Below are 25,549 nucleotides of genomic sequence, written 5' to 3'. Positions count from 1 at the left end.
CGGGCGATGTACACCCTGCAGATAGAACACGGAATCAAGGACTTTCCCCTGTGGAAGGATGCCTTCGACCGGGACCCGCTGGACCGCGGCGCATCGGGCGTGCGTGCCTACCGGATCGAGTGCCCCACGAACCAGGACCACTACGTGGTGGTCGAACTGGACTTTGACACCCGGGACGCCGCCGCCGGCTTCCTGGCCCGGCTCCGGACCGAGGTCTGGAACCGGCCGGCCGCCTCCCCTGCGCTCGCCGGGGAACCCAGCACGCGGATTCTGAAGTTGATGGCGGCCGCGTAGCACGGACCGGGCTTGGTATTCTCGTCCCAGGCCGGTGCCATCCATCTCCCCGTGCGCCCTCGGCCGGGCCACCCTTGCCCGGCAGCTGCTCCTGGAGCGCTCGACGCTGGCCCCACTCGACGCCGTCGAGCAGCTGGCCGGGCTGCAGGCCCAGACGCCCCAGAGCTGGTACACCGGGCTGTGGACGCGCCTGCTGGACTTCGATGCTGCCGCGTTCGGCCGGCTGCTCGAGGACCGGGCCGTGGTCCGGATCGCACTCATGCGTTCCACCATCCACCTGGTGTCCGCCCGTGACGCCCTGGCCTTCCGCCCGCTGGTGCAGCCGGTGATCGAGCGCAGCACGCGCGGATCCTTCGCGCGGCAGTGGGCCGGGCTCGATCTTGATGCCGTGGCCGCTGCGGGGCGCGGGCTGATGGAGGCACAGCCGATGACCTTCGCCGAACTCGGCCGGGCGCTGCAGGAGCGGTGGCCGGAGCACAACCGTCTGGCGCTGGGACAGGCGGCGCGGTCCGCCTGGCGCTGGCACAGGTCCCGCCCCGCGGGGTGTGTCAGCGCAGCGGCGCGGTCCGCCACACCACCCTCGAGGCGTGGCTGGGGCGGTCCCTCGATGGGGCGATGAGCGTTGATGCCCTGGTGCTGCGCTATGTGGCGGCGTTCGGTCCCGCCACTGTCATGGACATCCAGGCGTGGTGCGGCCTGACCCGGTTGGGCGAGGTGGTGGAGGGGCTGCGGCCGGGGCTGCTGGTCTTCCGCAACGGGACCGGGCGGGAGCTCTTCGACCTGCCGGAGGCGCCGCGCCCCGCCGAGGACACGGCTGCGCCGGTGCGGTTCCTCTACGACTACGACAACCTGCTGCTCTCCCACGCAGACCGCAGCCGGTCATCACACATGACCTGCTGGAGCTGGGCTGGCGCTACGACGGCGCGCAGCCGAGCTGCCTGCTGGTGGACGGGAAGGTGGAGGCCACCTGGGGCATCGGGCGCAGCCGCGGCCACGCTGTGCTCACCATCGCTCCCCTGTCCCCGCTGGGGGCATCCGTCCGGGACGAGATCGCCCACGAGGGTGAAGCGCTCCTCGCGTTCCTGGCCGCCGGCGACGACGTCGACCTCCGGTTCGTGGACTGACCCCCGCCGCACTCGACAGGCTCAACCGCCGGGACGGGCTCAACCATCGATGGCGCAGCTAAGGCGGCCTTCGTTGGTCGAAGGCCGCCTTAGCTGCGCTATGGATTTGTGGGTGCCGCGGGGCTACAGTCCGAAGGTCTCGGTCTCCGCGAAGGGGCCGACGACGGTGATGGTGCGCGGGGCATCGGCCAGCTCGCGGGCCAGGGCCTGGACCTCGTCGCGGGTGACGGAGCGGATGCGGCCCAGGGTCTCGTCGATGTCGAGGAACTCGCCGGACACCAGCTCGGCACGGCCCAAGCGGGACATCCGGGAACCGGTGTCCTCCAGAGCCAGCACGATGCCGCCGGAGAGTTGCCCGATGGCCTTGGCCAGCTCGACGTCGGTGATGCCGCCGTCGGCGAGCTTTTCCAGCTCGGCGGTCAGCAGCGAGACCACCTGGCCCACCTTGGCAGGGGCGCAGCCGGCGTACATGCCGAAGTAGCCGGCGTCGGCGTAGGCGGAGGCGAAGGAGTACGTGGAGTAGACCAGGCCGCGCTTCTCGCGGATTTCCTGGAACAGGCGCGAGGACATGCCGCCACCGAGCACGGCATTGAGCACGCTCATGACAAAGCGGCGGGTGTCAGTGGCCACGATGGACGGGCAGCCCAGGATGATGTTGGCCTGCTCCACCTGGCGGTTGTAGACGTGCAGCCCGGCGGTGCCCTCGATCGCCACGGGGGTGGCGGAACGGCGGGCCACGGGGGTTGCGCCGTCGTCCAGCGGCCAGCCGGCGGTCTGCAGGGCGGACAGCACCCGGGCGCAGACGTCGTCGTGGTCCAGGCCGCCGGCGGCGGTGATGACCAAAGTCTCGGGCCGGTAGTGGCGCTGGTAGTGCTCCCAGACGGAGTCGCGCGGGACGGCCTTGATGGCCTCCGGCGTACCGCCAATGGGGCGGCCCAGGGCGTGTCCGCCCAGCACCGCCGCGACAAACTTTTCGTGCGCGACGTCGGTGGGGTCATCGCTGTCCATGGCGATTTCCTCAAGGATGACGTCGCGTTCCTGCTCCAGCTCGGCCGGATCAAGCACGGCGGAGGTGATCATGTCCGCGATGACGTCGATGGCCATGGCCAGATCGGAGTCCAGCACGCGGGCGTAGTAGCAGGTGCTTTCCTTGGCGGTGGCCGCATTGGACTCACCGCCCACCTCGTCAAAGGCCGAGGCGATTTCCAGCGCCGTGCGGCGCTTGGTGCCCTTGAACAGCAGGTGTTCAAGGAAGTGGGTGGATCCGTGTTGGCCCTCGGCTTCATCCCGAGAGCCAACACCGACCCAGAACCCAATTGTCGCGCTCCGCTGCCCAGGCATCGATTCGGTCAGGACCCGCACGCCCCCCGGCAGGACGGACCGGCGCACAGTGGCGCCGCCCGTCCCACCGGAGATCACAGCGGAGTCCACGGTAGCCGAACCATCAGTGGCGGCAGCGGTCAACGGCAAAAGGGTGATTGCCATGAATTACTCAGCGGCGCTTTCAGCAGATTCTTCTTCACCGGTGGTGGCGTCTTCGGCCACAACCGGGGAGAGGGACAGCTTTCCGCGGTCATCGATCTTGGTGATTTCCACCTGGATCTTCTGGCCGACCGAGACGATGTCGTCGACATTGTCCACGCGCTTGCCGTTGGCCAGCTTGCGCAGCTCGGAGATGTGCAGGAGGCCGTCCTTGCCCGGGGTCAGGGAGATGAAGGCACCGAAGGTGGTGGTCTTGACGACCGTACCCAGGTAGCGCTCACCGATCTCCGGGACCTGCGGGTTGGCGATGGCGTTGATCGCTGCACGGGCGGCGTCCGCGGACGGGCCGTTCGTGGCACCGATGTACACGGTTCCGTCATCCTCGATCGAGATGTCGGCTCCGGTGTCATCCTGGATCTGGTTGATCATCTTGCCCTTCGGGCCGATGACCTCGCCGATCTTGTCTACGGGGATCTTGACGGCGATGACGCGGGGGGCGAACTCGGAGAGCTCGTCCGGTACGTCGATCGCGGCGTTCAGGACACCGAGGATGTGCAGGCGGGCCTCGCGGGCCTGCTTCAGGGCTGCAGCCAGCACGGAGGCCGGGATGCCGTCGAGCTTGGTGTCCAGCTGGATGGCCGTGACGAACTCGGCGGTACCTGCAACCTTGAAGTCCATGTCGCCGAAGGCATCTTCGGCGCCGAGGATGTCGGTCAGGGCCGCGTAGCGGGTCTGGCCGTCAACTTCGTCGGACACGAGGCCCATGGCGATGCCGGCAACCGGAGCCTTCAGGGGCACACCTGCGTTGAGCAGCGACAGGGTCGAGGCGCAAACGGAACCCATGGAGGTGGAGCCGTTGGAGCTCAGAGCCTCGGATACCTGGCGGATCGCGTAGGGGAATTCCTCGCGGGACGGCAGAACCGGAACCAGGGCGCGCTCGGCGAGGGCACCGTGGCCAATTTCGCGGCGCTTCGGGGAGCCGACGCGGCCGGTCTCGCCGGTGGAGTACGGCGGGAAGTTGTAGTTGTGCATGTAGCGCTTGTGCGTCACGGGAGACAGCGAGTCGATCTGCTGCTCCATCTTGAGCATGTTCAGCGTGGTGACACCCATGATCTGGGTCTCGCCGCGCTCGAAGATGGCCGAACCGTGGACGCGCGGCAGAACCTCAACCTCGGCGGTGAGCTGGCGGATGTCCGTCAGGCCACGGCCATCGATGCGGACCTGCTCCTTGAGGATGCGCTGGCGCACAACGTGCTTGGTGACGGAGCGGAAGGCTGCGGAGAGCTCCTTCTCGCGTCCCTCGAAGGAAGCGGCCAGCGCGGAGATGGTCGTCTCCTTCAGGGCGTCGGAGGCGTTATCGCGGTCCTGCTTGTCGGCGATCGCGAAGACCTCGGCCAGCTTGGCGGCGGCAGCGTTGCTGACGGCCTCGTAGGCGTCGTCCTGGTAGTCCAGGAAGATCGGGAATTCGACGGTCGGCTTGGCGGCGCGGGCGGCCAGGTCGGCCTGGGCCTCGCACAGGGCCTTGATGAACGGCTTGGCAGCCTCAAGACCCTCGGCAACGATCTCTTCGGTCGGGGCCGTGTGGCCCTCTTCCTTGATCAGCTTCCAGGAGTTGTCGGTGGCCTCGGCCTCGACCATCATGATGGCAACGTCGTCGCCCGCGATGCGGCCGGCAACCACCATGTTGAAGACTGCGTTCTGCAGCTCGGAGTGCTTCGGGAAGGCAACCCACTGGGCACCGTTTCCGTCATTGACCAGGGCCACGCGCACGCCACCGATGGGGCCGGAGAACGGCAGACCGGAGAGCTGGGTGGACATGGAGGAGGCATTGATGGCCACCACGTCGTACAGGACGTCAGGGTTGATCGCCAGTACGGTGACGACGATCTGGACCTCGTTGCGCAGGCCCTTGACGAAGGCCGGGCGCAGCGGGCGGTCCATCAGGCGGCAGGCCAGGATGGCCTCCGTGGACGGGCGGCCTTCGCGGCGGAAGAAGCTGCCCGGGATGCGGCCGGCGGCGTACATGCGCTCTTCAACGTCAACCGTCAGCGGGAAGAAGTCGAAGCCCTCGCGCGGCTGCTTGCCGGCGGTGGTGGCGGAAAGCAGTGCGGTGTCCTCGTCGATGTACACCATCGCGGCACCGGCGGCCTGCTGGGCCAGACGGCCCGTCTCAAAGCGGATAACGCGCTTGCCATAACGGCCGTTGTCAATAACGGCTTCTGCGAACTGAATCTCGGGACCCTCCATAGAGAGTCACCTCCATTTCTGTGTATGTGTATCAAATCTTGTGGGAGTCGGAACGCATCAACCCAGGTACTCCACCGAATGGTGCCGTGAAGCCTGTACAACACCCGGTCTTCGATCGAGACCCACGGGCCTGGCACGGAGCCAATCCCGGAGATCACTACCGAGGACCGCGAATGCGCGTTGCGTGTCCTGTGGTGCTCCCGCTGCGGAGATGCAGCGTGGTGCCGCTGCCCTAGTGGGGCACAGCGCCGCGAAAGGCGGCCCCTCCGCAAAGGAGGGACCGCCCAACGGTCATGCTAGCGGCGCAGGCCGAGGCGCTCGATGAGCGTACGGTAGCGCGTGATGTCGGTCTTCTTCAGGTAGTCCAGCAGGCGGCGGCGACGGCCAACCAGCAGCAGCAGGCCGCGGCGGGTGTGGTGGTCGTGCTTGTGTGCCTTCAGGTGCTCCGTCAGGTCCAGGATGCGGCGGGACAGCATCGCGATCTGGACTTCCGGCGAACCGGTGTCGCCCTCGACGGTGGCGTAAGCCTTCATGATTTCTTGCTTTACAGCGGCGTCCAATGCCACAGGTAACTCCTTGAGTTGTGCCGCGTTGACATAAAGCTGTGGGCGGACGCGGCGAACCACTTCCGTACACAGTTAGATCCAGCCACCACGGACTGCAGCCGGATCCTCAGACCTAGTTTAGCCGCAGTGCCGCGCCTGTGTCGAAGTGGCCCGCCAGAATGGTGCGGCTCTGCTCCACATCCAGGCACATCTGCACCACCAAAGCCTCCGGGCCGGTGTAGGCCACCATGCCGCGCAGGCGCTGGACAAATTCCACCGTCACCTGCTGGCCGTACAGGTCGAACGCCTCCACGGGCTCCTCCGGGCGGTCGATGACGAAGGCCTCCACCTGGCGGCTGACGCCGTCGAACGTGGGGTTGGAGCCCACCGAGATGGCGGCCGGCCAGCGGGTGCCGGCGGCATCGGTGAGCCAGCCGGCGTAGATGCCGTCGTCCGGGATGATGCCGGTGGCGACCGGGGAGAGGTTGGCCGTGGGGAAGCCGAGGGCGCGTCCGCGGGCGGCGCCGTGGACCACCTCGCCGCGCATGTGGTGCGGGCGGCCCAGGACCTCGGCGGCGGTGGCAACGTCCCCGCGCATGAGCGCCTCGCGCACCCAGGTGGAGGACCAGCGCCGGTCCAGGCCCACCTCGTCGATGACGACGACGTCGAACCCGAGCTCTGCGCCCAGCGCCACCATGGTGGAGAGGTCGCCGGAGTTGTGCAGGCCAAAGCGGACATCGTGGCCGATCACCACGGTGCAGGCACCCAGGGCCTCGACGAACACCGTGCGGACAAATTCCTCCGGCGTGAGCGCCGCCAGGTCCAGGGTGTAGGCCATGACCAGCACGCCGTCGAGTCCGGTGGCGGCCATGGTCTCCAGCTTGTCCGGCAGGGACATGATCTGCGGCGGGGCGCTTTCGGGCCGGTGGATCTGGGCCGGGTGCGGATCAAAGGTGATGGCGACGGCGCGTGCGGCACGGGACGCCGCGGCGGCCACCACCTGGCCCAGCACCGCCTGGTGCCCCAGGTGGACGCCGTCGAAGTTTCCCAGCGTCACCACTGTGGGCCCATACCGGGCCGGGACCTCAGCCAATGAGTTCCAGATCTGCAACCGTCAACCTCGCCGTTGTGGGCCGGCGCCACCTGCGCCGGCCTGCCTTGAATCCAGGCCCCTGTGGGCCTGTGCCGTCCGCCCCACCGGGGTGCGGACCTCGTCTAAGATTACCCGTTGCCGGGTGCCGGACCCTGCCACGGTTCCTGTGGGCCGCGGGGGTCCCCGGCGGCCAGCGTCAGCACCCAGGCATCCGTGGGCGTGCCGCGGTCGTTGGCATAGCCGCGCAGCGCCCCCTCCAGCCGGAACCCGGTTTTCCAGGCCAGTTTGCGGCTGGCCCAGTTTGGCTCCAGCGCCAGCCAGTGCAGGTAGGCCAGGTTCTGCTGGGTGAAGGCATAGTCCGCCAGCAGTTCGACGGCGCGCACGGCCACACCCCTGCCCCGGTGGTCCGGCCCGATGTTGATGCCGACCTCGGCAGTGCCGGGCTTGGAACACTGCAGGTCAATGGTGCCCAGCAGCTGGTTGCCGTCCGCGGCCGCGACGGCGAAGGTGAGCACCTTGCCGCTGGTCCAGCCCGCCGGCACTGTGGTGCCGATGAAGCGGTGGGCGTCGGCCAGCACATAATCCAGCGGGACGCTGGTCCAGCGCACGGCCTCGGGGTCGCGGCAATTGCGCACCAGTGCCGGGGCATCGGCGGCCACCAGGGCACGCAGCGCCACTGTTCCGTCGCCGAGCACCGGCACCACCGGCCGCGGGTCAAGCGGCGGCAGGTCCGGCGCCGGCGCGCCCGGGCCGGATGTCATGCGGTGGTGGAGGCCGGCACGGCGGCGGTGCGGTGCCGGTACAGCCACCACAGGCCCAGGACGGGCAGCAGCAGCGGCACAAAGCCGTAGCCGGCCCCGTACATGCTCCAGACCGTGGCGCGCGGGAACGCTGCAGCGTCGAACAGGCTCAGGCTGCCCACCACCAGCACACCCACCAGTTCCACGAAGATGGCGCCCACGGCCACCTTGAACCACAAGGCGCCCTTGCGGGCCAGCGATACCGTGGCCACGATGTAGACCACTGCGGCGAAGGCGGAGAGCAGGTACGCCAGCGGCGCCTGCTCAAACGCGGTGGCAATCTGGAAGCCGGCGCGGGCCGTGGCCGCCAGGGCAAAGATGGCGTAGACGGCAATCAGGATCCGCCCAGGCCCGGACGAACGGCCCGAAGGGTCGGTGGAAGTGTGTGCGGTGTTCATCGTGGCGTCCCTCATGTTGCGATTGCCGTTCCATACCAAATCTGTGCCATCCGGGCCATCATCACCACCACTGTCACGCCGACGGCGCCCAGCACATAGTTGGACCAATGCGATCGTTCCAGAATGGCCCAGTAAAAGCCGGCGATCGGGATGGCCATGGCGGTGGCCAGGTAGCTCCAGAACTCCCATGCCTCGCCCACAATGGCGGCACCCCCGGCGGTGCGGATGATCGAGGCCACCAGGTACACCAGCAGGAACAGTTCCACCGCCGCCACCGAGAGCAGCGTGACATCGTTGGGCTTTTTGCGCATCACGGCCGCGCCGACGCAAATGATGGTGGAGGCCAGGCCAACGGTGAGCCCGGCAAAGAACCACAGGTCGAATCCCATGGGTCAGTCCTGCGCGTCGGGCGGGAAGACCAGCACGGGTTTGGCGTACTTGCCGGCGTCGGCCAGCAACGCCACCAGTGTGCCGTCAGGGGCGAAGGCCGCCGCGGGGTTCTCGACGGTGTGTTCGCGGGCCTCGCTGCTGGGGATCCGGCGGCCGAAGGAAATCTCCACGGCCTCCTCGGCGCTGAGCTCGCGCACGGGCATCAGTGCCCGGGCGGCGTCGGCGATGTCCAGCATGGAAAACTCTTCGGCCAGCTGCTCCAGCGTCTTGGCGTTCGCCAGCGTGTAGGGTCCGACGGCGGTGCGGCGCAGGGCGGTCAGGTGGCCGCCCACGCCCAGTCCGGCGCCCAGATCCCGGGCCAGGGCCCGGATGTAGGTGCCGGAGGAGCAGTCCACCGTGACGCGCAGGTCAAGGAACTCGCCGCCGTCGTGCGCCACCCGCTCGATGCCATGGAGCTCAAAGCGGTGGATGGTGACGGGCCGGGCGGCCAGCTTCACATCCTCGCCGGAGCGGACCCTGGCGTAGGCGCGTTCGCCGTTGACCTTGATGGCACTGACGCTGCTGGGCACCTGGGAAATGGGGCCGGTGAGCGCGGCGATGCCGGCGCGGATGGCGTCCTCGGGAACGGCCGCGGCATTGGCGGTCTCGATGGCCTCGCCCTCGGCGTCGTCGGTGATGGTCGACTGGCCCAGCCGGATGGTGGCCTCATACGTCTTGCTGGTGCCCACGATGTAGGTCAGCAGGCGCGTGGCCTTGTTGATGCCGACCACCAGGACACCCGTGGCCATGGGGTCCAGCGTTCCCGCGTGCCCCACCTTCCGGGTGCCGGCCAGCCTTCGCATCCGACCCACCACATCGTGGCTGGTCCATCCTTGCGGTTTGTCCACTACTACCAGTCCAGAAAGCACGCTTTCCAGTATATGGGTGGCGCGGGCCGCTCCCGCCCACCGGCCGCGGGGGCAGCCGCCAGTGGGCGGGCGCTGTGCCCCCAAACGCCGCCCGGACCGCGCTCAGACCGCGACGGCGGCGGAGCGGGCCAGGACCGTGCCGTCGGCGGCCAGCGCCTCCACCGCCACGCGGGCGGCGTTGGCCACGGCAAACTGCGTCTCGAACCCGCGGCGCGGCACCACGCCCTTGGCCGTCAGGCCGCCGTCGCCGTCGCTGCCGCCATCGCCGCCGCCGGTCAGGATCCGCCACGACGCCACCTCGGTGGCCCCGTTCCAGCTGGCGAACACCGCCATCGATGAGCCGTTGCCGGGCAGGACGCCCACGCTGGGGACCGTGCCGGGCGTGGCCGTCCACGGGAAGCGGTACACCCGGTAGGAGGCATTGCCCAGCCCAACGGTCTCGTAGATGGCCGTCCCGTCCGGGGTGAATTCGGTGGCCGCGGGATCCGCACCCCAGCCCACCAGGATGTTCCCATTGGGCAGCAGCTGGACATTGCCCTCGGCGTTCCCGCGATGGCCGGCATTGGCATACTCCGCCTTCAGCCCGGCCGTGCGTGCCGCCTCGTCGATGCTGAGGAACAGCCCGCGCGACGTGCCGGTGCTGCCCTGCGAATAGTGGCTGTCGAAGAGGCTGATCTCGGTGGCGGAGCGGCGCCGGGCATCATGCTGCCAGGCAAAGGCGGCGTTTGCCGCGACGGCAAAATCGCTCCGCTTGCCGCCGAGGCGCCAGAGGAGCGCTCCCGTGCTGCGGTCCAGCAGGTAGAGGGTGTGCGTATGCCGGGCGGAGACCAGCAGCGTTCCGCCGTCCTCGTCCACGGAGTTCACGTGGAACGGGTCGAACGCCTTCTCGGCGCTGGAGCCGTCCGCCGCCGCAGTGTCGCCCGGCGCGAGAAATGATTCGTCCAGCCCGACGGCGCCGACGGCGCTCCAGTCCAGCAGGACCTCCCCGGAACGCACCCTGACCTCCTGGACGTGGCAGTCGAACATGTAGCCGTCCGCCGGGCCGCCCACACCGCTCAGGTCCCGCCTGATGGTCGGGTAGGCGATGAGCAGGGCCGTGCCGGCGTCCGTCAGCCGGAATTCATGTAGATCGGCGGTGAGCCCGTTCCCCGCCTTGACCTGGGCCACGGTGCCGTAGGAGGTGTCCAGGATGGTGCCCATGCCCTCGCCGTGGCCGCCGGTGCCTGTCCCCTGCCAATATGTCAGCACCGGGCGTCCCTCAAAGTCCTGCACCCGCAGATCGGTGATGCCGACGCCGGTGGGCTCGATCCACACCGGGCGTCCCTCGTTGTCCATGATCAGGCCGCTGGAGCCGTGGCCCTGCGGCGCGGCGAACAGCAGTCCGCCGGCGGTGGACGACGCCGTCCAGCTGGTGGCGTGCGGGCTGGTCAGCTTCGTGCTGATGAACGTCCGGTCCAAGATAGCCGTGGTGGCAGTGGGTGCGGCCGACGCCGTCGGCGTGGCGGTCGGCGCCGCGGCGGATGCGGCCGGTTGTGCTGCCGCGGTGGGGACCATCCACCGGCCGGCCGCCGTCCCCAGCGCCATGGCCCCCGCACCCACCACGCCGGCGCCCAGCAGGAAACCGCGCCTGCTGACCGATCCGCGGATCCACGGCTGGTCTTCTACGTCTGCGGCCGGCTCCCGAGGGTCTGCAACCGCATTCTCCATCGATTCCATGTTCCATGCTAGGAACGCCAGCCTCGGATCAGTCCACGAGTTGGCCGGGTGTTGGCTGTGCAACCTCTGGACGGCACTGGGCAACGGGAATAGGGTGGAAAGGCACTCTGATGTGCCAGCCAGCCGCGCTCTGGGGGAACGCCACCCACTCTGGTCTCGAGCTTTTCACTCGCACGTGGAGACGAAAATGCACAGATCAATCCAATCGGCTGCCGCAGCGTTTGCCCTGGCCGCCACCATCGGTTTCGGGGCCGGCCCCGCCACGGCAGCCGCGCCGCAACACTCCCCGGACGGCGCCGCGACTCTCGCCTCGGGCCTGCTCTCCCCGCTGTCCCTGGCGGCGGGCAACGGCGGGACCGTCTACGTCGCCCAAAACTTTGGCGGCACGCTGACGGCCATCGATGGCCGTGGCGCCACCGGCACCATCTACCAAAGCCCCACTCCCGGCAGTGAGGTCGGCGCCGTCTCGGTGCACGACGGAACCCTCTACTTCTCCGACAATGCCGGAGTCAGCCCCACGTCTGGGGCCAGCACGGCCAAGCTGATGGCCATCTCCCGCCACGACGGAATGCGGACCATCACCGACCTGGCCCGGTACGAGGCCACCGAGAACCCTGATGCGGATGTGGCCTACGGCTTCCGCGACCTCGACACCGCCTGCCTCGCCCAGCTGCCGCCGGACATCCCCGGCGCCTACACCGGCACCGTGGACTCGCATGTGTATGCCACCGCCCCGGGCCGGCATGAACTCTTCGTCGCCGATGCCGGCGGCAACGACATCCTGGCCGTTGACCCGGACTCGGGTGATGTCCGCACTGTGGCCGTCCTGCCGCCGCAGCCCGCTGTGGTCACGGCCGAGGCCGTGGCCGCCCTCGGATTGCCGGCCTGCACGCTCAACCACCGGTACTACTTTGAACCTGTGCCCACCGATGTGGCGGTCGGCCCCGACGGGCTGCTGTACGTGAGCACGCTGCCCGGCGGGCCGGAAGGGCCGCAGCTGGGCGCCCGCGGGAAGATCTACTCCATCGACCCCTCCACCGGGTCCATCCACCGCGTGGTCTCCGGGCTGCTCTCCCCCACCGGCTTGGCCATCACCGGCAGCGGTGACATCTACGTGGCCGAACTCTTTGGCGACCGGATCTCCGTGGCAAGGGCCGGGGACGACACGGCGGAGCCGTTCCTGAGCCTGCCCCATCCCGCGGCCCTGGTCCTGAAAGGCAGCACTCTGTATGCCACGGTCGACGTCCTGCCGGCGGAGAACATGGCACCGAACGGAAGGGTGGTTGCCATCGGCCTTGACGATTGGCGCTAGGCCCCGCGGCCGGGACGCGCAAAGGCGCGGGTGCGGACCAATTGGTCCGCACCCGCGCCTTTGCGCTGGAGCGCGAGGCTACGCCTCGGTGTCGTCCTCGTCGTCGGCCCGCTTGTACGGGTCCGACTCGCCGGCGAACTCGGCACCCTCGCGGATCCTTGCCACCTTGGCGTCCTTGGCCTTGGCAACCTTCAGCAGGGCTTCCAGGTGGCTGGCGTTGACCGGGATCTCGTCCGCCACGAACTCCAGCGTCGGGGTCAGGCGGACGGTGATGTTCTTGCCCACCTCCTGGCGGAGCACGCCGCGGGCCTTCTCCAGGCCCACCTTGGCATCGGCCTGGGCCGTCTCGTCGCCAAAGACCGTGTAGTAGACGGTGGCATGCTGCAGGTCATTGGTCACACGCGCATCGGTCACCGTAATGCCCTCAACGCGCGGATCCTTGACCCGCTTGCGCAGCCCCTCGGCCACAACCACCTTGATACGCTGCGCCAACTTCGCAGCCCGGGCTGAATCAGCCATGAATTACTCCTAAAAATAAAGGGGGACGTCGACGGCGTTGTGAAACGACATCGTAAAGCGTCCAGGTTCGTTCCGCGAGACTAACGCGAGTCTACGACGGAGCCGGAGAGTTGTGGGGGCGCCCGGGAGTACGGTTGGAGCCGTCCCGACCCTCGCAAGCTCGGATCGGGGCCCTTGGCTCCGACCTTTCGGGCCTGCCGGAGCGTGGTGGCTCAGGACGCAAGTCCTGAGCTACCACGCGAAGGGGCGGGGCGCCCCCACAACTCGGAGGCACCCCGCCACTATGCATCAGGCTTAGACGCGCGGCTTCTCGCGCATCTCCCACGTCTCGATGATGTCTTCTGCCTGCAGGTCGTTGAACGAACCCAGACCGATACCACACTCGAAGTCCGTGCGGACCTCAGTGGCATCATCCTTGAAGCGCTTCAGCGAGTCAACCGTGAGGTTGTCGCCGATGACCTTGCCGCCACGCAGGACGCGTGCCTTGGTGTTGCGGCGGATGATGCCCGAGCGGACGATCGAGCCGGCGATGTTGCCGAACTTGGAAGAACGGAAGACCTCGCGGATTTCCGCGGTGCCCAGCTGGACTTCCTCGTACTCCGGCTTGAGCATGCCCTTCAGGGCCAGCTCGATGTCGTCGATCGCACCGTAGATGACCGAGTAGAAGCGCATGTCCACGCCCTCGCGGTCGGCCAGTTCGGCAACGCGCTCGGCCGGCTTGACGTTGAAGCCGATGATGATGGCATTGTCGACCGTGGCCAGGTTGACGTCGTTCTGCGTGATGGCACCCACGCCGCGGTGGATGACGCGCAGCTGCACGCCTTCGCCGACGTCGATCTTGAGCAGCGAGTCTTCCAGGGCCTCGACGGCACCGGACACGTCACCCTTGAGGATGAGGTTGAGGGTGTCAACCTTGCCCGCGGCAACGGCCTGGTCGAAGTCTTCCAGGCTGATGCGCTTGCGGCGCTTGGCCAGGGCGGCGTTGCGGTCGGCAGCCTCACGCTTTTCAGCGATCTGGCGGGCCGTACGCTCGTCACCCGTGACAAAGAAGGTGTCGCCTGCACGGGGCACGTTGGACAGACCCAGCACCTGCACCGGACGGGACGGGCCGGCCTCGGTGATGATGCTGCCGTCTTCGTCGAACATGGCACGGACGCGGCCGTGGGCCGTACCGGCCACGATCGTGTCGCCGACGCGGAGCGTACCGGACTGGACCAGGACGGTGGCCACGGAACCGCGGCCCTTGTCCAGGTTGGCCTCGATCGCGATGCCTCGGGCGTCCTTGTTCGGGTTGGCACGCATGTCCAGGGCGGCGTCTGCGGTCAGCAGCACTGCCTCGAGCAGCTCGTCGATGTTCAGGTTCTGGCGGGCAGAAACGTCGACGAACATGGTGTCGCCACCGTACTCTTCCGGAACCAATCCGTACTCGGTCAGCTGGCCGCGGATCTTCTCCGGGTTGGCGCCTTCCTTGTCGATCTTGTTCACCGCGACCACAATCGGCACACCGGCAGCCTGTGCGTGGTTGAGCGCCTCAACGGTCTGCGGCATGACGCCGTCGTCCGCTGCGACAACCAGCACGGCAATGTCGGTGACCTTGGCACCACGGGCACGCATGGCGGTGAACGCCTCGTGGCCGGGGGTGTCAATGAAGGTGATGCGGCGTTCGGTGCCTTCGTGCTCGTGGCTGATCTGGTAGGCACCGATGTGCTGGGTGATTCCACCGTGCTCGCCGGCCACAACATCGGAGTTGCGGATGGCATCGAGCAGGCGGGTCTTACCGTGGTCGACGTGGCCCATGACTGTGACAACCGGCGGGCGGACCTCGAGGTCCTCGTCGCCTTCGGCCTCAAGCTCGGCATCGAAGTCGATGTCGAAGGCGCTCAGGAGCTCGCGCTCCTCGTCCTCGGGGGACACAACCTGGACCTTGTAGCCCAGCTCGGTGCCCAGCAGTGCGAACGTGTCCTCGTCCAGGGACTGGGTGGCCGTAGCCATCTCGCCCAGGTGGAAGAGCACCGTCACCAATGCTGCGGGGTTTGCCTCGATCTTGTCGGCGAAGTCCGTGATGGAGGATCCACGGCGCAGACGGACGACGGTCTCGCCGTTGCCGCGGGGTACGCTCACGCCACCCAGCGACGGAGCACTCATCTGCTCCAGTTCCTGCCGCTTCGCCCGCTTGGACTTGCGCTGCTTGCCACGGCCTGCGCCGCCCTTGCCGAAGGCGCCCTGGGTGCCACCGCGTCCGCGGCCGCCCTTGCCAAAGCCACCACCAGCGGGTGCACCGGTGCCGCCACCGGCGCCGGGTGCTCCACCGGGTGCGCCGGGACGGCCGCGGCCCGGACCGCCGGGGCGGTCGTTGGCACGGCCGGGTGCTGCCGGACGCTCGGTGCGGTTGGGCATCATGCCCGGCGTGGGACGGGGCCCACCCGGACGCGGAGCGGCGGGACGGGGTCCACCCGCACCTGCTGCGGGACGGGGTCCACCGGAACCGGCGTCACCGGTGCGCGGGGCACCCGGACGCGGCATGCCCTGGGAGGGTGCAAAGGGGTTGTTGCCCGGACGGGGTGCGCCCGGACGTGACTGGCGATCGCCGTCGCCGCGCTCGGGGCGTCCGCCGGAGCGAGGCATCCCCTGGGAGGTGGCGAACGGGTTGTTGCCCGGACGGGGGCCGCCCGGACGTGCGCCGGTGGCCGGCTTGGCCGGAGCCGGTGCGGCGGGAGCCGGAGCTGCCGGACGTGCGCCGGGCTTGGCACCCGATGCTGCGGGAGCCGGTGCGGCCGGAGCCGCGGGAGCAGCAGCCACCGGAGCGGGAGCCACCGGAGCGGGAGCTGCCGGGGCGGGAGCCGCCGGAGCGGGTGCAGCCGGGGCGGGAGCCGCCGGAGCGGGTGCAGCGGGAGCCGGTGCGGCCGGAGCCGCGGGAGCAGCAGCCGCGGGAGCAGCAGCCACCGGAGCGGGAGCCGCCGGAGCCGCCGGAGCCGGAGCAGCCGGTGCCGCGGGAGCGGGGGCAGCCGGAACGGCAGCCTTGGGAGCCGGCGCCGAATTGGCGGCAGCCGGGAAAGCGTCGCGAAGCTTCTTCACAACGGGGGCCTCAATCGTGGAGGATGCGGAGCGAACGAATTCGCCCAGTTCCTGCAGCTTGGTGACTGCTTCTTTTGAGGTGATGCCGAGCTCTTTAGCGAGCTCGTGTACGCGGGCCTTGGCCACATTTCTCCTGTCTCGGCCCGCACCGGACAGGTACGAACCGTTTAATTCTTACGGCGACATTCCATGTCGGAACGCGCTGCTTCAGAGCACATGAAAATGCTCATCGGTGGGCACTCATCGCTGGGTACTCATCGGGTTTCCATCAGATTTCTGACCCGCTTTCAGGTTGGACAGTTCTACGGTTCGTGTACTGCGGCCTGTGCCTGGGAAAGCCGTGCAATGTACGCCTGAACATCCGCGCTGTCCGCCGCACCCGCAAGGGCGCGGCCGATGGCACGTTTCTTCAACGCCAGTGCGAGGCATTCCTCGGTGGGGTGCAGCCACGCACCCCGGCCAGGTAGCCGGCGCAAGGGATCGGCAACCGCGGATGTTCCATCCGTGGATGCGGTCTCCCTGACGATCCGCAGTAACGACAGCCGGGAGTCGGTGCGCCGACAGCCAATGCAGGTTCGCACCGGTTGGGCGGAAGCGGTGTTGCGTGTTGATGCTTCCACTTTTGGTGTTTTGCCTTTTTGGGGAGTCGACGGTCGCTAAACCCGGCCGTCTCCTATTCTAGCGCGACGGGTGCCCGGCTGCCTAAACTGCAGCGGCGGCCGCTGCGGCGGCATCGGAAACGATGTCAATGCGCCAGCCGGTCAGCTTGGCGGCGAGGCGGGCGTTCTGGCCCTCCTTGCCAATGGCCAGGGAGAGCTGGTAGTCGGGGACCACCACACGGGCGGAGCGGGCATCCGCATCCACCACCGTGACCGAGATCACCTTCGACGGCGACAGCGAGTTGGCGATGAACGTCGCCGGGTCCGCACTGTAGTCGACGATGTCGATCTTCTCATCGTTCAATTCAGTCATGACGGCGCGCACACGCGAGCCCATCTCGCCGATACAGGCACCCTTGGCATTGATGCCGGCCTGGTGCGCCACGACAGCGATCTTGGTGCGGTGTCCGGCCTCGCGGGCCAGCGCCACGATCTCCACGGAGCGGTCCGCGATTTCCGGCACTTCCAGTTCAAAGAGCTTCTTGACCAAGCCGGGGTGCGAACGGGACAACGTAATGGAGGGGCCCTTCAGGCCGCGGTGGACATCCACCACGAACGCGCGGACGCGGGTGCCGTGGCGGTAGTCCTCGCCGGGAACCTGCTCCGTGGGAGGCAGCAGCGCCTCCACGGCGCCAAGGTTGACCTGCACCATGTGCGGGTTGTGCCCCTGCTGGATCTGACCGGAGACCAGCTCGCCCTCCTTGCCCTTGAACTCGCCCAGGACGTTGTCATCCTCAACATCGCGCAGACGCTGGAGAATGATCTGCCGGGCGGTGCTGGCGGCAATGCGGCCAAAGCCGGCCGGAGTGTCGTCGAATTCGCCGACGGCAACGCCCTCGTCGTCGATCTCGGCGGCCCAGATGGTAACGTGGCCGCTCTTGCGGTCCAGCTCTGCACGGGCTGAGGCGATGGCTCCGGGCGACTTGTGGTACGCCACCAGCAGTGCCTGTTCGATGGTGGGGATCAGCAGATCCAGGGGGATCTCACGCTCACGCTCCAGCAGTCGCAGCGCGCTCATATCGATATCCATGTCAGCTTTCCTCTCCCTGGGCCCCGGCCGGACCAAATTCCAAATCAAGTTCTGCGTCATCCAGGTGGCTGAATTCAACCTCCACGGTGCCGCGGCGGATGGCATCGAAGCCGATCCGCAGGGGCTCGCCCTGCTTGGGCTTCATGCCCTTCTTCACTTCCAGTTCGGGAAGCAACAGCACGCCGTCGCCGTCCACCTCGAGCACACGCCCGGTGACGTTCTCCCCCGCCATGACATTGACCTTCACCATCCGGCCGAGCGAGCGGCGCCAATGCCGCGGCTCGGTCAACGGGCGGGAAATGCCGGGAGAGGAGACCTCAAGGTCATAGGGGCGGCCGTCGTCGCGGGGATCATTGTCCAGCACATCCGAGAGTTCCCGGGAAATCGCGCCGATCGCATCCAGGCCGACGCCGCCGGTCTCCGTGTCGGGCAGGTCGATGACCACTGCCACGGTCCGGTGCGATCCGGCCACGGTGACGCTCACATCTTCCAGGAACAGCCGATTGGCCTCCACCGTGGGATTGAGAAGTTCAAAGAGTCTCTGGGCTTCGGCTGTATGTGCGGTCTTCGCTGCCCCGCTGGGCCGCTCCGGCTTGTTCATTCCGCGCACGCCTCCCACTTAGATGATGTTGTAGGTAATAGCGTACCGAGTTTCTGGCTCCTGCGGTGAACGGGTTGTGTGATCCCGCCGCCGCCGCGGACGCCGCAGAATGGCCACATTCGGGCGCCTCGGCGAGTGCCCGCGTCCCCGCGGCGGGGCCGGTGTGCATGGCGCATCCCGCGCATGACATCATCAACTGTTGTGACTAAATCCCCCACCCCCGCGGAGAACAACCCTGCCCCTGCCGGCACCTCTGGCCCCGGAAAACCGGCTGCAGCCCGCCGGGGTGGTCCCCGCCGCGCCACCGCGCCCGCGGGGCCGCCGTCACGCGGCGCTGCCGCCGCGGCCCCGCCGGCCGCGACGGTGGACGCCAAGGATTCCCCCCGCAACCATGTGCCCGACGGCGTACCCACCGGCACGTCCGGCGCACCCTCGGCGGCTTCGGCCGGGAAGAAAATGGAGACGAACGTCACCGCAGATGCGGCCCTGAAGCCGTTTGGCGGGGCCGGCTCGGCCGTTGGCGGCGCCGGTGATGCCGGCTCCGGTGCCGGTGCCGGTGCCCACAATGCGGGGGCCGGTCCGGCGGCTGGCCCGGGGGCTGACGGCCCGGCGGCTGACGGCACCGCTGCACCCGCACCGGCTTCCGACGCCGGGCCGGCCCCCGACGCCGGCACAGCCGTTCCGGTCGATGGCCCTGCGGCAATGCAGGAAGCCCCGGCCGGCAAGCCGCTGCCCGAGGCCGAGCCGAACGAGGAGGCGAAGGCGGAGGGGAAGGCGGAGGGGAAGGAGGAGGCGAAGGAACCCGCCGGCGCCGGGCAGCCCACGGCCCAGCAGGAGGACGCCCCGGCCGTCGAGGACGAAGGCCCCGCCACGCCGGCATCCACCGAGCCGTCCGGCGCCGGTGCCGATCCGGAATCCGATGCCGCCAAGGTGCCGCAGGAGGGCGCCGGAGAGTCCTTGGAGCCGGCGCACGAATCTGCAGCGGATTCCGCGGCAACGCCGGCACCTGCGGCCGCCGAGACGCCGTCGCGCCGGGCCCTGCGCGCCGCGGAGCAGGCCCAGGGACAGGCGGGCGCCACAGCCCCCGGAAGTACCGGCAAACCCTCCGGACCGGCCATCATGCCCTTCCAGTCCGGGGAGCCCTACCAGCCGACGCTGCCCAAGCCCAAGGCCGCCCGCAAGCCCAAGCCCCGGCCCACGGCTGACCGCAAGCCGGCCCGGAGGGTCCGGAAGACCGTGGGGAAGGTGCTGCTGCTTGTACTGGCAGCAACCCTGGCCATCGCCGTAGCCATTGTGCTGCTCCACGCCCCCGGCCCCACGTCCGCCGCACCCTCGGCGACCGAGCTGGCACGGCACTCCGCGCTGGAGTCGGCCACGGTGCTGGCGGCCCAGGTGCAAACGGTGGCCGCCACAGCGGATCCGTCCCTTGCCACTGCGCTGTCGGACACGGCCGCATCATTGGCCGCGGACGTTGCAGCCCTGACCATCACCACCAGTGCGGCATCGGCCAGCCCCACCACAACCGCAGCCACGGTGCCGCAGGTTCCCGATCTGGCCCAGCTGGTGGCTGCGCTGGCGGCCAGCGCCAATGCCTCCCTGGATGCCGCCGGGACGGCCGACGGCGCGATGGGCCGCCTGCTTGCCTCGGTGGGAACCGGACAGCTGCTGCACGCCCGTGCCCTGGCCTCGGCCGCCGGGCTTGAGCTGCCGGCCTCGGCGCACCTGGTGCCGGCCACCGACCCCGCCACCACCGACGCCGGGATCCAGGCCACCGCGGCCTGTACCGCCACCCGCTCGCCGGCCCCGGGGGCAAGCGCCGACGCCGCACTGCTGGCGGCAGCGGCTGCCGAGCAGGAGGCGGTCTACGCCTACCAGGTCTCCGCCACCCGGCTGGACAGCCCGTCGGACAGCCAGGCGGTGGCCATCCTGGCCAGCCACGAACACGCCCTCGGCACGCTGTCGGCCGAGCTGGGACGGGCCTGCCTGGCCTTGCCCGCCACCGTACCCGGCTACCGGCTGGACCCGGCCTTCACCACCGCCCCGGCGGATGCGCTGGGCCGGCTGGAGTCGGAGCTCACCACTGTCTACGGCGGCCTGGCCGCACTCAGCGCACCCTCAGCGGCGCCGGACAGCGTGCGGCGCACCGCCGTCGCCGCCCTGGTCCGCTCGGCCCACAGCGCCGTCCTGTGGGGCCAAGGTGTGCCGGCGCTGCCCGGCATTGACGCTGCCACGGACTCCCCCACCCCGGTGCCCGCCGGCGGGTCGTAGCGGGCCCGCCGCGGCGAGGCATCCATGCAGGCTGGTGCCCGGCGCGCTGGGGTGGTTTGCTGGAACCATGACACCTGCCTCCCAGGTATCGCCCCACCGGGAAGAACCTCACACCACTGACACCGCGGCCCGCCTGAACTGGCTCCGCGCCGGCGTGCTGGGCGCCAATGACGGCATCGTCTCCGTTGCCGCCGTCGTGGTGGGCGTGGCCGGCGCAACCACCAGCACCGGTCCCATCCTCACCGCCGGAATGGCGGCCCTAGTGGGTGGAGCCATCTCCATGGCCCTGGGCGAGTACGTCTCCGTGAGCAGCCAGACGGACAGCCAGCGGTCCCTGATCGAGAAGGAGCGCCGCGAGCTGGCGGAGATGCCCCAGGAGGAACTGGCCGAGCTCACCGCCCTCTACGAGGCCCAGGGGCTCACGCCCCAGACCGCACGTCAGGTGGCCGTGGAGCTCACCGAGCACGATGCCCTGGCGGCCCACCTCTCGGCGGAGCTCCACATCGATGAGGACGACGTCGCCAGCCCTTGGCACGCCGCGGTGGCCTCCGCCATCGCCTTCACCCTGGGGGCGGTCCTGCCCATGCTGGCCATCCTGCTGCCTCCGGAACCGGTCCGGGTCCCTGTCACCTTCATCGCGGTCCTGGTGGCCTTGGGAGCCACCGGGTGGACCGGTGCAGCCATCGGTGGCGGATCCCGGCTGCGGGCCGCGTCACGGGTGGTCTTGGGCGGGGCACTGGCGCTCGCGGCAACTTTTGGAATCGGCTCCCTGATCGGGGGCAGCGGGCTGGTTGGCTAGCAGTATTCTGGAGCTGTGAGCGCCGTCGTCCCCATCCCCGCAGACCTGAAGAAGCGCTACGGCACAACCGCTGTGCGGCGTGCCTGGTTGGAGTCGCTGCCCGGCGTGGTGGACGCCAGCCTGCGGCGCTGGGAGCTGACGGTGGACCTCCCCGAGGGCAGGGAGCCCTGGAACGGCTATTCCGGCATTGTGGTGCCCGTGCTGACCCCCCTGGGCAGCCGGGCCGTGCTGAAGGTGGCGTTCCCCTACGACGAATCGCTGCTGGAACCGGCGGCATTGCGGCTGTGGAACGGCAGGGGTGCCGTGCGGCTGCTGGCCAGCGACGAGGCCAGCTGCTCGGCGCTGCTGGAACGGCTCGACGACGGCAGGTCGCTGATTTCGGCCCCGATGGACACCGCCGTGGAGGTGTGGGGGACGCTGCTGCGCAAACTCTCCATTGCCCCGGACGGGCGCCCCGAATGGTCCGCACTGCCCAGGATTGCCGATACGGCCGAGATCTGGAGCGACGATCTGCCGACGCGCTGGGAGGACCTGGGCCGGCCCTTCAGCCGTTGGATGCTGGAGGCCGCGCTGGAGGTCTGCCAGACGCGCGGGGCCGTCTCGCGGCGCAGCTCACGCGATGTCCTGGTCCACACGGACCTGCACTACATGAACATCCTGGGCCGGCCGGGCCGGACCGACTACGCCGCCATCGACCCGCAGCCCAGCGTTGGCGAGGCCGAATTCGCCGTGGCACCGTGCCTGTGGAACCGCATCGGCGATCTCTCCCGCACCGACCCGGCGGTGGCCCTGCGCGAACGCTGCGCCCAGTTGTGCGAGGCGGCGGGGCTGGACGCGGAGGTGGCGGTGCAATGGAGCATCGCCCGCGAGGTGGAAAACGCGCTCTGGTATTTTGCCAAGCCGGACCATGAGGGCGACGCACAGCGCTCCCTGTGGGTGGCCAGCACCCTGGCCGGAAAGACCTTGGCCGGGCTGCCCCAGGCGCATGCCCTGAAGGTCCTGACCTAGAAGAGCCCGGGCATGGAACGCCGCCGGGGCTGGCCGCTGGAGGCCTTGTCCGCCTAGCGTGCGAAGTTCGCGTTCCAGACGTCGTAGCCGAGCTTGATGATCAGCACGGCCACCACCACCAGGAACACCACGCGGATGAACGTGCTGCCCTGCTTCACCGCGGTCCGTGCGCCCAGATAGCCGCCGGCCATGTTGGCCAGCCCCAGCAGCAGGCCCAGGCCCCAGAGCACCGAGCCGTGCGGCAGGAAGAAGATGAGGGCGCCGAAATTGGTTGCCATGTTGACGATCTTCGCCTTGGCGCTGGCCTCCAGGAAGGCATAGCCCATCAGCGTCACCAGGGCGATGACCAAAAATGATCCGGTGCCGGGACCAATGAGTCCGTCGTAGAAGCCGATCACGCCGCCAATCAGGGACGCCAGCACATAGTGCCGGTGCCCCGAGTGTTTGAGCGCCGTCAGCTCCCCCACCTTGGGTTTGAGGGCCGTGAAGAGCGCGACGGCGATGAGCGCGGCCACGATGATGGGTTTGAAGACCGATTGCGGCAGGTTGGCCGCCAACACGGCGCCACCCAGGCTGCCGCCGAGGGCCACCAGGGCCGTGGGCAGCGCGGTTTTGAGGTCCGGGCCCACGCGGCGGTAGTACGTCACGGCACTGGTGGTGGTGCCGAAGATGGAGCCCATCTTGTTGGTGGCCAGTGCCTGCACCGGCGTGATTCCGGGGACCATGAGCATCACGGGCAGCTGGATCAGCCCACCGCCACCCACGACGGCGTCGATCCACCCCGCGCCAAACCCGGCAACCACCACCAGCAAGGCCGTGGCCAGCTGCAGGTCTTCAAGCCCGCTGATCATCGTCTGGTTCCTCTAGCTGGCTGCACAGGGGCGGCCTACGCCGGAGGCCGCCCCAGTGCCTACTTGGCGTGGTCCAGGATGTACTTGACGGCCTCGGCGACGGGAATGTTCTCCGCCTCGCCGGTGGCACGGTCCTTGATCTCCACGACGCCATCCACCAGGCCGCGGCCAACGGCCAGGATGGTGCGCACTCCCAGCAGCTCGGCGTCGCCGAACTTCACGCCCGGGGACACCTTGGGACGGTCATCGTAGATGACCTCCAGGCCCGCTGCCTCAAGCTCGTCGGTCAGTGCGGCTGCGGTGTCGAAGATTTCCTCGCCGCGGCCCACGGCCACCACGTGCACATCGGCCGGCGCCACGGCGGCGGGCCAGACCAGGCCCTTTTCGTCGTGGTTGGACTCGGCCAGGGCGGCCACTGCGCGGGTGACGCCAATGCCGTAGGAGCCCATGGTCACCACGGCCAGCTTGCCGTTGGCGTCGAGCACCTTCAGGTCCAGGGCCTGTGCGTACTTGCGGCCCAGCGCGAAAATGTGGCCCATTTCGATGCCGCGGGCCGCTTCCAGCGGGCCCGAGCCGTCCGGGGCCAGATCGCCCGCACGGACCTCGACCGACTCGATGACGCCGTCCCAGCCGAAGTCGCGCCCGGCGACCAGGTCGAAGACATGCTTGCCGGCCTCGTTGGCGCCCGTGATCCAGCTGGTGCCGGAGACCACGCGCGGGTCCACCAGGTACAGCAGGCCGGTGGAGCCCTCAGTGCCCAGCACGGCAGCATCGAGTGCCTGGCCCGGGCCGATGTAGCCCTTGACCAGACCCGGGTGCTTCTTGAGGTCCTCCTCGTTGGCGGCCTCGACGCCGATCTCGCCGCCGATTTCCAGGTGCGCGCCGATGTTGGCCTCGATGCGCTTGAGGTCCACGGCGCGGTCACCGGGCAGGCCGATGACCACCAGCCGGCGTTCGCCCATGGGCAGGTCCAGGGCCAGCACCACATTCTTGAGCGTGTCCGCGGCGGTCCAGGCGCCGCCGTCGCGCGGGGCGATCGCATTGGCCGCCGCCACCAGGGTGTCGATGGTGGGGGTGTCAGGGGTGTCCAGGACACGGGCGGCGGGCGCGTTGGTGAAGTCGATGTCGTCGGGCACCACGGTGCTGACGGCTTCAACGTTGGCCGCATAGCCGCCGGCGGAGCGGACAAAGGTGTCCTCGCCGATGGCCGTCGGGTGCAGGAATTCCTCGCTCTTGGAGCCGCCCATGGCACCGGCCGTGGCCGCCACCGGAACGATGTCCAGGCCCAGGCGCTCGAAGATGCGCAGGTAGGCGCCGCGGTGCGCGGCGTAGCTGGCGTCCAGGCCGTCGTCGTCGATGTCGAAGGAGTAGGAGTCCTTCATGATGAACTCGCGGCCGCGGAGCAGGCCGGCGCGCGGGCGGGCCTCGTCTCGGTACTTGTTCTGGATCTGGTAGATGCTCAGTGGCAGATCCTTGTAGGAGCTGTACAGATCCTTGACCAGGAGCGTGAACATTTCCTCATGCGTGGGGGCCAGCAGGTAGTCGGCGCCCTTGCGGTCCTTGAGGCGGAAGATGCCGTCGCCGTATTCGGTCCAGCGGTTGGTGGCCTCGTAGGGCTCCTTGGGCAGCAGCGCGGGGAAGTGGACTTCCTGGGCGCCAATCGCGTCCATCTCTTCGCGAATGATGGCCTCCACCTTACGCAGGACCCGCAGGCCCAGCGGCAGCCAGGTGTAGATTCCGGGGGCGGCGCGGCGGATGTAGCCGGCGCGCAGGAGCAGCCGGTGGCTGGCCACCTCGGCCTCGGCGGGGTCCTCGCGCAGGGTACGAAGGAACAGGGTGGAAAGGCGAAGAGCCACGCGTATTTTCCCTTTTCTTGAGCAGTTGGGGGCCAGCGGAGAAGCAAGGGCCACATCTAATCTACCGGTTCGCGTCTCCTGCCCGTGCCCGGGCACCCCCAAAAAACGCAGCAGGGGCCCGCATGCCGGTGTCCGGCGTGCGGGCCCCTGGCACGGGGCGTGGCCGGCTAGCCCTGCTTGCCCTCCAGCGCGACCAGCACGCCGGCAACGGCGAAGTACTTGTTGCTGCCGAGTTCGCGGATGGTCTTGATGCCCAGCAAATCCTTCAGCGCCGCCGCCTTCTCATCGGTGATGCCTGCCAGCGCGGACGGCGATGCATCCAGAATTTCTTTCAACGACTTGTCTTCAAAGCCCTTGTCCAGTGCCTTGGACAGGTCTACCGATACGGCCATCTTTTCGATTCCTCTCGACAAAACGCGCGGCTGCACTCCTGTGTTGCAACTCACCACCAACCTAAGCCCACGCCCCGCCCGCCACAAGGAAACCGCGCCGAAACAACACTGGGAACATGCTGGCAGTGGGCTCTGGACACCCTCCGCCGCCAGCCCTAGCTTTAATTCACCACGTGATGAAT

At 68.8% G+C, this 25,549-nt stretch carries 24 protein-coding genes and 1 pseudogene; 8 read left to right on the top strand and 17 right to left on the bottom strand.

The window, feature by feature from the left end; translation table 11 throughout:
- Positions 1-6 precede the first annotated feature (6 nt).
- The 4 genes and pseudogenes from ACQCSX_RS20165 to ACQCSX_RS20150 all read left to right on the top strand — a co-directional run bounded on the left by ACQCSX_RS20165 (position 7) and on the right by ACQCSX_RS20150 (position 1,418).
- Positions 7-294 (top strand): hypothetical protein, encoded by a 288-nt coding sequence (locus ACQCSX_RS20165; protein WP_427016980.1) that lies wholly within the window; start codon positions 7-9, stop codon positions 292-294.
- A gap of 34 nt (positions 295-328) precedes the next feature.
- Positions 329-913: a DNA glycosylase AlkZ-like family protein gene (locus tag ACQCSX_RS20160; protein WP_427016979.1), complete on the top strand. Its 585-nt coding sequence runs from the start codon at positions 329-331 to the stop codon at positions 911-913.
- A pseudogene (locus tag ACQCSX_RS20155) lies at positions 910-1,116 on the top strand (DNA glycosylase AlkZ-like family protein); the annotation flags it as partial. The gene ACQCSX_RS20160 and the pseudogene ACQCSX_RS20155, both read left to right, overlap by 4 nt.
- Positions 1,117-1,175: 59 nt before the next feature.
- Entirely contained in the window at positions 1,176-1,418 is a 243-nt protein-coding gene (locus ACQCSX_RS20150) for a DNA glycosylase AlkZ-like family protein (RefSeq protein WP_427019115.1), read from the top strand.
- 123 nt (positions 1,419-1,541) lie between these two features.
- Here the strand turns inward: ACQCSX_RS20150 and ACQCSX_RS20145 are convergent, their stop codons facing one another.
- The 9 genes from ACQCSX_RS20145 to ACQCSX_RS20105 all read right to left on the bottom strand — a co-directional run bounded on the left by ACQCSX_RS20145 (position 1,542) and on the right by ACQCSX_RS20105 (position 10,988).
- Positions 1,542-2,903, bottom strand: coding sequence for a M16 family metallopeptidase (locus ACQCSX_RS20145; RefSeq protein WP_427016978.1), 1,362 nt, complete (start codon positions 2,901-2,903; stop codon positions 1,542-1,544).
- Positions 2,904-2,906: 3 nt separating this feature from the next.
- Positions 2,907-5,147, bottom strand: coding sequence for a polyribonucleotide nucleotidyltransferase (locus ACQCSX_RS20140; RefSeq protein ID WP_427016977.1), 2,241 nt, complete (start codon positions 5,145-5,147; stop codon positions 2,907-2,909).
- 296 nt (positions 5,148-5,443) lie between these two features.
- On the bottom strand, positions 5,444-5,713 hold the full coding sequence (gene rpsO / locus ACQCSX_RS20135; RefSeq protein WP_026554060.1) for a 30S ribosomal protein S15: 270 nt from the start codon (positions 5,711-5,713) through the stop codon (positions 5,444-5,446).
- Positions 5,714-5,825: 112 nt separating this feature from the next.
- Positions 5,826-6,803, bottom strand: coding sequence for a bifunctional riboflavin kinase/FAD synthetase (locus ACQCSX_RS20130; protein ID WP_427016976.1), 978 nt, complete (start codon positions 6,801-6,803; stop codon positions 5,826-5,828).
- Positions 6,804-6,913: 110 nt separating this feature from the next.
- Positions 6,914-7,546 (bottom strand): GNAT family N-acetyltransferase, encoded by a 633-nt coding sequence (locus ACQCSX_RS20125; RefSeq protein ID WP_427016975.1) that lies wholly within the window; start codon positions 7,544-7,546, stop codon positions 6,914-6,916.
- Positions 7,543-7,983: a hypothetical protein gene (locus ACQCSX_RS20120; RefSeq protein WP_427016974.1), complete on the bottom strand. Its 441-nt coding sequence runs from the start codon at positions 7,981-7,983 to the stop codon at positions 7,543-7,545. The genes ACQCSX_RS20125 and ACQCSX_RS20120 overlap by 4 nt, the downstream gene beginning before the upstream one ends.
- Before the next feature lie 11 nt (positions 7,984-7,994).
- Positions 7,995-8,372 (bottom strand): hypothetical protein, encoded by a 378-nt coding sequence (locus tag ACQCSX_RS20115; RefSeq protein ID WP_427016973.1) that lies wholly within the window; start codon positions 8,370-8,372, stop codon positions 7,995-7,997.
- 3 nt (positions 8,373-8,375) lie between these two features.
- Positions 8,376-9,281: a tRNA pseudouridine(55) synthase TruB gene (truB, locus tag ACQCSX_RS20110; RefSeq protein ID WP_427016972.1), complete on the bottom strand. Its 906-nt coding sequence runs from the start codon at positions 9,279-9,281 to the stop codon at positions 8,376-8,378.
- Positions 9,282-9,383: 102 nt separating this feature from the next.
- Positions 9,384-10,988: an arylsulfotransferase family protein gene (locus ACQCSX_RS20105; protein ID WP_427016971.1), complete on the bottom strand. Its 1,605-nt coding sequence runs from the start codon at positions 10,986-10,988 to the stop codon at positions 9,384-9,386.
- 196 nt (positions 10,989-11,184) lie between these two features.
- On the opposite strand from ACQCSX_RS20105, the gene ACQCSX_RS20100 reads away from it, so the two are divergent.
- Positions 11,185-12,309 carry a ScyD/ScyE family protein gene (locus ACQCSX_RS20100; protein WP_427016970.1) on the top strand — a complete coding sequence of 375 codons (1,125 nt, stop codon included), beginning with the start codon at positions 11,185-11,187 and terminating at the stop codon, positions 12,307-12,309.
- A gap of 78 nt (positions 12,310-12,387) precedes the next feature.
- Here the strand turns inward: ACQCSX_RS20100 and rbfA are convergent, their stop codons facing one another.
- From rbfA to rimP, 5 genes are all read right to left on the bottom strand, one after another.
- The gene (gene rbfA / locus ACQCSX_RS20095; RefSeq protein ID WP_427016969.1) at positions 12,388-12,828 is read right to left on the bottom strand and encodes a 30S ribosome-binding factor RbfA; all 441 of its coding nucleotides are present in this window, start codon (positions 12,826-12,828) and stop codon (positions 12,388-12,390) included.
- 294 nt (positions 12,829-13,122) lie between these two features.
- The gene (gene infB / locus ACQCSX_RS20090; RefSeq protein ID WP_427016968.1) at positions 13,123-16,029 is read right to left on the bottom strand and encodes a translation initiation factor IF-2; all 2,907 of its coding nucleotides are present in this window, start codon (positions 16,027-16,029) and stop codon (positions 13,123-13,125) included.
- Between the two features lie 176 nt (positions 16,030-16,205).
- A complete protein-coding gene (locus ACQCSX_RS20085; protein WP_427019114.1) occupies positions 16,206-16,484 on the bottom strand; it encodes a YlxR family protein in 279 nt (92 codons plus the stop codon).
- Between the two features lie 121 nt (positions 16,485-16,605).
- Complete coding sequence (gene nusA, locus ACQCSX_RS20080) at positions 16,606-17,592, bottom strand: transcription termination factor NusA (RefSeq protein ID WP_427016967.1); 987 nt, start codon at positions 17,590-17,592, stop codon at positions 16,606-16,608.
- A 1-nt stretch (position 17,593) separates the two neighbouring features.
- Complete coding sequence (gene rimP, locus ACQCSX_RS20075) at positions 17,594-18,193, bottom strand: ribosome maturation factor RimP (RefSeq protein WP_427016966.1); 600 nt, start codon at positions 18,191-18,193, stop codon at positions 17,594-17,596.
- 201 nt (positions 18,194-18,394) lie between these two features.
- On the opposite strand from rimP, the gene ACQCSX_RS20070 reads away from it, so the two are divergent.
- The 3 genes from ACQCSX_RS20070 to ACQCSX_RS20060 all read left to right on the top strand — a co-directional run bounded on the left by ACQCSX_RS20070 (position 18,395) and on the right by ACQCSX_RS20060 (position 22,268).
- Positions 18,395-20,461 carry a DUF4439 domain-containing protein gene (locus tag ACQCSX_RS20070; RefSeq protein ID WP_427016965.1) on the top strand — a complete coding sequence of 689 codons (2,067 nt, stop codon included), beginning with the start codon at positions 18,395-18,397 and terminating at the stop codon, positions 20,459-20,461.
- 67 nt (positions 20,462-20,528) lie between these two features.
- Positions 20,529-21,260 (top strand): VIT1/CCC1 transporter family protein, encoded by a 732-nt coding sequence (locus tag ACQCSX_RS20065; RefSeq protein ID WP_427016964.1) that lies wholly within the window; start codon positions 20,529-20,531, stop codon positions 21,258-21,260.
- 15 nt (positions 21,261-21,275) lie between these two features.
- Positions 21,276-22,268, top strand: coding sequence for an aminoglycoside phosphotransferase family protein (locus ACQCSX_RS20060; RefSeq protein ID WP_427016963.1), 993 nt, complete (start codon positions 21,276-21,278; stop codon positions 22,266-22,268).
- Between the two features lie 53 nt (positions 22,269-22,321).
- Here the strand turns inward: ACQCSX_RS20060 and ACQCSX_RS20055 are convergent, their stop codons facing one another.
- The 3 genes from ACQCSX_RS20055 to ACQCSX_RS20045 form a co-directional block, all read right to left on the bottom strand.
- Positions 22,322-23,119: a sulfite exporter TauE/SafE family protein gene (locus tag ACQCSX_RS20055; protein ID WP_427016962.1), complete on the bottom strand. Its 798-nt coding sequence runs from the start codon at positions 23,117-23,119 to the stop codon at positions 22,322-22,324.
- A gap of 59 nt (positions 23,120-23,178) precedes the next feature.
- Entirely contained in the window at positions 23,179-24,975 is a 1,797-nt protein-coding gene (locus ACQCSX_RS20050) for a proline--tRNA ligase (protein WP_427016961.1), read from the bottom strand.
- Positions 24,976-25,142: 167 nt separating this feature from the next.
- Positions 25,143-25,367, bottom strand: a complete 225-nt coding sequence (locus tag ACQCSX_RS20045; RefSeq protein WP_427016960.1) for a hypothetical protein — start codon at positions 25,365-25,367, stop codon at positions 25,143-25,145.
- Positions 25,368-25,549 lie beyond the last annotated feature (182 nt).

Origin of the sequence: Pseudarthrobacter sp. P1, from assembly GCF_050156935.1 — a bacterium.
GTDB lineage: Bacteria > Actinomycetota > Actinomycetes > Actinomycetales > Micrococcaceae > Specibacter.
Note: the sequence above shows the minus strand (reverse complement) of the source record. Positions and strands in the feature narration are given on the sequence as shown.

Coding starts and splice junctions, on each gene's coding strand:
- ACQCSX_RS20165 (WP_427016980.1), top strand. CDS start 7: ATGTACACCCTGCAGATAGAACACGGAATCAAGGACTTTCCCCTGTGG.
- ACQCSX_RS20145 (WP_427016978.1), bottom strand. CDS start 2,903: ATGGCAATCACCCTTTTGCCGTTGACCGCTGCCGCCACTGATGGTTCG.
- ACQCSX_RS20140 (WP_427016977.1), bottom strand. CDS start 5,147: ATGGAGGGTCCCGAGATTCAGTTCGCAGAAGCCGTTATTGACAACGGC.
- ACQCSX_RS20125 (WP_427016975.1), bottom strand. CDS start 7,546: ATGACATCCGGCCCGGGCGCGCCGGCGCCGGACCTGCCGCCGCTTGAC.
- ACQCSX_RS20120 (WP_427016974.1), bottom strand. CDS start 7,983: ATGAACACCGCACACACTTCCACCGACCCTTCGGGCCGTTCGTCCGGG.
- ACQCSX_RS20115 (WP_427016973.1), bottom strand. CDS start 8,372: ATGGGATTCGACCTGTGGTTCTTTGCCGGGCTCACCGTTGGCCTGGCC.
- ACQCSX_RS20105 (WP_427016971.1), bottom strand. CDS start 10,988: ATGGAGAATGCGGTTGCAGACCCTCGGGAGCCGGCCGCAGACGTAGAA.
- ACQCSX_RS20100 (WP_427016970.1), top strand. CDS start 11,185: ATGCACAGATCAATCCAATCGGCTGCCGCAGCGTTTGCCCTGGCCGCC.
- rbfA (WP_427016969.1), bottom strand. CDS start 12,828: ATGGCTGATTCAGCCCGGGCTGCGAAGTTGGCGCAGCGTATCAAGGTG.
- nusA (WP_427016967.1), bottom strand. CDS start 17,592: ATGGATATCGATATGAGCGCGCTGCGACTGCTGGAGCGTGAGCGTGAG.
- rimP (WP_427016966.1), bottom strand. CDS start 18,193: ATGAACAAGCCGGAGCGGCCCAGCGGGGCAGCGAAGACCGCACATACA.
- ACQCSX_RS20065 (WP_427016964.1), top strand. CDS start 20,529: ATGACACCTGCCTCCCAGGTATCGCCCCACCGGGAAGAACCTCACACC.
- ACQCSX_RS20055 (WP_427016962.1), bottom strand. CDS start 23,119: ATGATCAGCGGGCTTGAAGACCTGCAGCTGGCCACGGCCTTGCTGGTG.
- ACQCSX_RS20045 (WP_427016960.1), bottom strand. CDS start 25,367: ATGGCCGTATCGGTAGACCTGTCCAAGGCACTGGACAAGGGCTTTGAA.